The 6,553-nt window shown below is 45.4% G+C and carries 7 protein-coding genes; 4 read left to right on the top strand and 3 right to left on the bottom strand.

Translation table 11 applies throughout. The annotated features are described in order from the left end of the window. Positions 1–100: 100 nt before the first annotated feature. Entirely contained in the window at positions 101–556 is a 456-nt protein-coding gene (locus ACQEXR_RS12515; protein WP_427020447.1) for a bactofilin family protein, read from the bottom strand. Continuing rightward, positions 442–1,440, bottom strand: a complete 999-nt coding sequence (locus ACQEXR_RS12520; RefSeq protein WP_427020448.1) for a M23 family metallopeptidase — start codon at positions 1,438–1,440, stop codon at positions 442–444. Before ACQEXR_RS12520 ends, ACQEXR_RS12515 begins: the two co-directional genes overlap by 115 nt. Before the next feature lie 272 nt (positions 1,441–1,712). Between ACQEXR_RS12520 and ACQEXR_RS12525 the strand changes: the two genes are divergently transcribed. Continuing rightward, entirely contained in the window at positions 1,713–2,045 is a 333-nt protein-coding gene (locus ACQEXR_RS12525) for a PBPRA1643 family SWIM/SEC-C metal-binding motif protein (protein ID WP_427020449.1), read from the top strand. A 197-nt stretch (positions 2,046–2,242) separates the two neighbouring features. Here ACQEXR_RS12525 and ACQEXR_RS12530 read toward each other — a convergent pair whose 3' ends face one another. Next, positions 2,243–3,067 (bottom strand): alpha/beta fold hydrolase, encoded by an 825-nt coding sequence (locus ACQEXR_RS12530; RefSeq protein ID WP_426953136.1) that lies wholly within the window; start codon positions 3,065–3,067, stop codon positions 2,243–2,245. Positions 3,068–3,350: 283 nt separating this feature from the next. On the opposite strand from ACQEXR_RS12530, the gene rsxA reads away from it, so the two are divergent. The 3 genes from rsxA to rsxC form a co-directional block, all read left to right on the top strand. Next, positions 3,351–3,932, top strand: a complete 582-nt coding sequence (gene rsxA / locus ACQEXR_RS12535) for an electron transport complex subunit RsxA (RefSeq protein WP_006878603.1) — start codon at positions 3,351–3,353, stop codon at positions 3,930–3,932. Continuing rightward, a complete protein-coding gene (gene rsxB / locus ACQEXR_RS12540) occupies positions 3,932–4,516 on the top strand; it encodes an electron transport complex subunit RsxB (protein WP_138973624.1) in 585 nt (194 codons plus the stop codon). The genes rsxA and rsxB overlap by 1 nt, the downstream gene beginning before the upstream one ends. 8 nt (positions 4,517–4,524) lie before the next feature. Continuing rightward, the coding region (rsxC, locus tag ACQEXR_RS12545; protein ID WP_427020450.1) for an electron transport complex subunit RsxC at positions 4,525–6,553 on the top strand (2,029 nt) is incomplete at its 3' end.

Raw genomic sequence — 6,553 nt, forward strand, 5'->3', positions numbered from 1 at the left:
AGTACATCAACTATTTGTTTTGTCGTTATCTATATCATGAACTCATGATTATCGCTGCGGGGTATTGGTATGCGCCATAACAACTTTTGCTTTGGCGCAATCAAGCACACTGGCCGACAGCTTCTTTATTATCGTTGCGTTTGTCTTTACTAGCTTGGCTGGTGTTAATCTTTTTTACCGAATCAATGGTGACCACTTCTTCTGCGGTAACGTTTTTCGAGTTACCTAGGAATACACCGCCTTTTTGAATCGTAAACTCTCCCGAAGAAACCTCACCTTCTAGGCGACCGTCACCCAGTATCTCAACACTCTTGGTGTACACTTTGCCACGAAAATGGCCATTAACGACCAAACGATCCGCTTTCACTGAACCTTCAACCGAACCAGTTGCGCTGATAGTCACGGTTTGGTCTGTCTCAATACTGCCTGTGACTCGGCCATCTATTTGGATATTACAAGTAAGTTTGAGTTCTCCGCTGATGTCGGCTCCGTCAGCGATGACAGTCTGTGTGAGGTGGCGATTCGATTCTCTATTTTGTTTACTAAATAATCCCATTCTATGTCCTTATTCGATTCAAAAATCGCGGCAAAGTTATTCATATCCCATTGAGTAAATGGCAGTGGGTCAAGGGCGCGTCCTACCATACGGATCTCATAATGGAGATGGTAGCCCGTCGACAGGCCAGTATTTCCAGACAAACCAATCAGGTCGCCTTTTTTAACGTATTCTCCAGGCTTCACTTTGAAAGCTTTTAAATGGGAATACGATGACGTAAAACCAAATGAGTGAATGATGCGCAGAAAGTTACCTGAGCCCTGATTACTCTTGCGTGTCAACTCAACAACACCATCAGCAGGTGCGTAAATTGGCGTACCAATGTTGACGGCATAATCTATACCACGGTGCATAGAACGCGTCTTTTTCACTGGATGAGTACGCGTGCCAAATTTAGACGACAGGTAACCAGTTTTGACTGGCTTGCCGCTGGGAATTAATTGCAATATCTGGTGACGAGCAGCGGTGCTGAGTGCGGCGAGATCCGCGCGCTCACGCAATTCTAACTCTTCATCCGGCAGTGACATCGCTTTCTCTATTCCACTCAGTTTCTGCTCGACATACACCAGCTCTTTCTTGAGCGACTCAGCATCTTGAAGCTGTTGTTTCAATTGTTGCTCTTTAGCAACCAATTGCTGCTCAAGCCGCTGGGTTTTATCTGCCAGCTGCTGCGCTTGATATTGAGAGTCTGCAGCATTAGTTAGTTGTATCACCAGTACAGTGACCAGAGCGCAAAACACCAGCGCAGCGAATAATAGGCTGAGTTTGATGCGACGAATAGTTTGCGGCGATAGGTTTAGGAATTGAGTTCCCGTTACACTAGAGACCGCCACTGTAAAATTACTGGATTTCATAACGTCAAAAATACAAGGGGTTACATTCATTTGTTCTCAAGGCTGGCAATTCTAGCAATCTAATTCCTCTAAATCAGATTGGAAGGGCAAATTCGTTGACTCGATTCCAGTCTTATGAAATCCGCTTAATATCAGATTTAAACTTGTCGCCTATTGGCAAGCATAGCTCCGATACTGTGCCAAGTTTATTGCTATACCGCTTTTCTACGACACTAAATTTTCACCAATTTCAGCTTTATCATTTTAATACGATACGTATAATCCCTGCTCAATTTCTTACATACAAAGTAAAGAGTATCTGCATGTCTAAGCTGTTTTTTAAAGGTCGAATCGAAACTCGACAAAATCACGTACTGTCAGGCTACAACGTTAATCGTGCCATCAAAGCAGGTACTGAAGAAGCACCGATCAATATCGTTGTTCCGACAGAGTTACGCAAACAAGAAATCGAGACCATCACTCAGGAGCATTCGATTGTCGCTAACATCACTGTAGATGAAAGCCAAGAGGAAAATACGATCGAGCTAGACACGCTCCTGAACAAGGCAAAAACAACGGTTTTCGAAAAAAAACCAAACAGAAACGACCCTTGTAGGTGTGGTAGTGGCAAAAAATACAAGAAGTGCTGCGCTTAGATTGCTAATACCGCCCTCACACGGCGGTATAACGCTTATCAACCTCCAACCTGACCTATTTCGCCCTTACACAACGAACTCTCCTTGGTGTTAACGTGTTTTACAATCACAAAGTAGACCAAGAGCCGCAGGTTAGGTACTCTCGATTCAATGCGTTGCTTTAATGTACATAAAATGAATCCCTCTTAAATTGATCATTATATTTTGAGAGCGTTAGTTATAAATTTATCCACTTCTTCGTAAAACTTAGCTGGTTCATTTTGAACCCAGTGATTAGCCCCTTCGAATGAAACATTATTTAATGTAGATATGAATTTTGTAGCGCGTTCACACCCACTTAAACTCTGTGTCCCCCAAAAATAAACTTTTGGTATCGACAAGTTTTCATAAATTTGACCCCAACTAACGACCCCACGCATATCTTGTGTTGCGTGCTGAGCATAAATTTCGCTAGCTGTATTACCTAGGGTGACTGGGTCACAACGCCTAACAGATGACAGATACTTAATACCCGCTCCGTGACTCCAAGACATAGAAAAACGTTGTGAAAAGCCTGCACCTTTCACCCACCTAACAAACTCATCACTGCTCAACTCAGCGTATTGTTCAGCAATAATCTGGGACAAAATTATATTTTCTTCGTGTACCCCACCTTCGGCATTAATAAAACCACGTACAATACCTTTCGTATCATATTTGCAAACCAAGGTAGACGTATCGCCTCCCCAAGAGTGTCCAAGAAGAAAACAATCATGAATCTTTAATTGCTCAAGCGCTTTTAATATGCGCTTTGCTTGAGTTTCCGTAGAGTGAGAGGTAACTGAAGCAGGAGAATAACCGTAACCACATAGATCAAACATTATCAGGTTGTAATTCGGCAGCCAGTCGAAAGCATCCGCAAAACAGAGATGCGATTCTCCTAAACCGTGAATCAACACAAGCGTTTCTTGAGACTCTTTGAGTTCTGTAGACAAACAATAAAGTTGGTCACCATCGATATCTAACCATTTTTCTTCTAACACATTAGCCTCGTACTTCTAACAACTGAGTTGAGATTTATCATAACCAATTCAGCCCGAAACGAAAGATGGAATTGAAGATAAATATAACGAATGACATGGACTCCCCCTCCCCTAATCACTCTGTAAACTCGATTTTTTGCCTTTACGCCAGCAATTTACCCACAAATGATTCAATATCCCGTATAATTTTTACTCAACAATAGAAAACCTTATCTTTCGTTGGTTGTTATTGGACGAGCAAAGCAGGATAATGTCGGGATCGGAATTTCAACACTATATAATTATGACCGAATATCTTTTGTTGTTGGTTGGCACTGTGCTGGTCAACAACTTTGTACTGGTGAAGTTTCTGGGTTTATGTCCATTCATGGGCGTGTCGAAAAAGCTAGAAACAGCAATTGGAATGGGGTTAGCGACTACGTTCGTTTTAACCTTAGCGTCAGTGTGTGCGTATCTCGTGGAGAGCTACATCCTTGATCCGCTCAATCTTCAATACCTAAGAACCATGAGTTTCATTCTGGTTATTGCAGTCGTTGTGCAGTTCACAGAGATGGTGGTGCACAAAACCAGCCCAACACTTTATCGCCTGCTTGGTATCTTTTTACCCCTAATCACCACCAACTGTGCAGTGTTAGGTGTCGCTCTGTTAAACATCAATGAAAACCACAACTTTATTGAATCGATCATTTACGGCTTTGGTGCTGCGGTTGGTTTCTCACTGGTTCTGATTTTGTTTGCCTCTATGCGTGAGCGAATTGCAGCGGCCGATGTACCTATGCCTTTCAAAGGTGCCTCGATCGCAATGATTACCGCAGGACTGATGTCGCTTGCCTTCATGGGCTTTACAGGTTTGGTGAAGTTGTAATGAGCTCAATATTAATCGCGATTATAGCCATTGCTGTGCTGGCGGCGGTATTTGGTGCCGTGCTTGGTTTTGCTTCGATTCGCTTCAAAGTAGAAGCCGATCCTATTGTCGATCAAATCGATAGCATTCTCCCTCAAACCCAGTGTGGTCAGTGTGGTTACCCTGGCTGTCGCCCTTACGCGGAAGCCATCGCCAATGGTGATGACATCAACAAATGTCCTCCAGGCGGCCAAGCGACAATAGAAAAACTGGCTGATTTAATGGGGGTGGAAGCGACAGACTCTGCTCATGACCTTGAGAATGCGGTAAAAACCGTCGCCTTTATCCATGAAGATATGTGTATCGGCTGTACTAAGTGTATTCAGGCGTGCCCTGTTGACGCGATTGTCGGCGGCACAAAAGCGCTGCACACAGTCATTAAGGATGAATGCACTGGCTGTGACCTTTGTGTCGCACCGTGCCCAACTGACTGTATTGAAATGATCCCTGTAGAAACGACTACAGCGAGCTGGAAGTGGCAGATGGACGCCATTCCTGTTGTTGATATTACCGATTCTGCGCCAGCGCAGAAAAGTGTGAATTAAGGACTGGCATGTTGTCACTAATCGAAAAAATAAAATCAGGTGCACTTTGGAGCTTCCCTGGTGGTGTGCACCCAGCGGAAAACAAAGCTCAATCGGTCTCGCTGCCGCTGAGTCGCGCATCTGTTCCGGCACAAATTATCCTGCCTATCAAACAGCATATCGGTAAGCCGGGCAACCTTGCAGTTGAGGTTGGAGCTAAGGTTCTCAAAGGGCAGCCACTCACCAAGTATGACTCCAGCTTTATGTTACCTGTTCACGCGCCAACCTCAGGTACTGTGGTGGCGATTGAACCACGAACCACCGCGCATCCGTCGGGTTTAAGCGAAGTTTGTATCGTTATCGAACCGGACTTCACAGACCAATGGCAAGAACGCGAGGCTTGGCCTGATTTCGCTCAGCGAACGCCAGATGAACTGATTGAAAAGATCCGTCAGGCGGGTGTTTCCGGCATGGGTGGCGCAGGTTTCCCAACGGCTAAGAAAATTCAATCTGGACTTGCTCGTACTGAAATCTTAATCATCAATGCCGCTGAATGTGAACCTTACATTACCGCCGATGATGTACTGATGCGTGAGCATGCAGATGAAATCATCAAAGGCATTGAAATTGTTGAACATATTCTAAAGCCAAAACTGACCGTGATCGGGATTGAGGATAATAAACCTCAAGCGGTTGAGGCCCTTCAGCAAGCCGCCGAAGATAAAGATATTGTCATCCGTGTTATTCCGACCAAATACCCTTCTGGTGGTGAGAAACAGTTAATCAAGATTCTGACCAATAAAGAAGTTCCTAATGGTGGTATCCCAGCAGATATCGGTATCTTGGTACAAAACGTAGGTTCACTTCAGGCTATCAAACGAGCCATTTGTGATGGTGAAGCATTGGTTGAGCGTGTAGTGACGTTAACTGGTGATACCTTCAAGCAGCCTAGAAACGTCTGGGCTTTGATTGGAACGCCAGTTCAGGCTTTGTTAGATGAATTTGGCTACAAAGCTGATAAGAAGCTGCCACGCTTGATCATGGGTGGACCGATGATGGGCTTTACCTTGCCTCATGCACAGGTTCCTATCACTAAGACATCGAACTGTATTCTGGCACCAACGCGCAAAGAAATTTCGCCAAATCAATATGAGATGGCGTGTATTCGTTGTGGTCAGTGTGCGGAAGCTTGTCCTGCCTCACTTCTTCCTCAGCAATTGGTCTGGCACGCCAAGGCGGAAGAGTACGACAAGTGTGAAGAGCAAAATATTAAGGATTGTATTGAATGTGGTGCTTGTGCTTTTGTCTGCCCAAGTGAAATACCTCTGGTTCAATATTACCGCCAAGCTAAAGCCGAAATTCGTACTCGCAAAGAAGAATCTGAAGCGGCCGAACGCGCCAGAATTCGCTTTGAAGAGAAGAAGGCTCGTCTTGAAAGAGACAAAGCTCAACGTGAAAATCGCTTCAAGAAAGCGGCTGAAGATCGTCGTAAAGAGATGAAAAACAGCGGCGAAGATGATGCCATTGCGGCGGCCATTGCTCGCGTAAAAGCTCAGAAATCTGCTGACGCTGAAGAAGGTCAAGCGGTCAAACCTGCTGTTGCCGCTGCCATTGCCAAAGCGAAAGCTAAGCAAGCTGCCGCCCAACAACAAGGTAAATCTGAGCCAGACAACAGCGAAATGGCAAAACTGCGTGAAGAGCGTAAACGTCAAGCCCGCGAACGCAAAGCCGAGAAATCGCAACACGTCGAGGGCGCATCAGAAGATAAAAAGGATGCCGTTGCGGCCGCTATCGCTCGTGCTAAAGCACGTAAGGCGCAGCAAGACAGTGGCGAAGCTGACAAACCTGCACAAGATGAATCTGCTGATGCTGGCGATGCGAAGAAAGCCGCCGTTGCGGCCGCTATCGCTCGTGCTAAAGCACGTAAGGCGCAGCAAGACAATGGCGAAGCTGACAAACCTGCGCAAGATGAATCTGCTGATGCTGGCGATGCGAAGAAAGCCGCTGTTGCGGCCGCTATCGCTCGTGCTAAAGCACGTAAGGCGCAGCAAGACAGTG

Source organism: Vibrio sp. TRT 2004 (genome assembly GCF_050113735.1).
GTDB lineage: Bacteria > Pseudomonadota > Gammaproteobacteria > Enterobacterales > Vibrionaceae > Vibrio.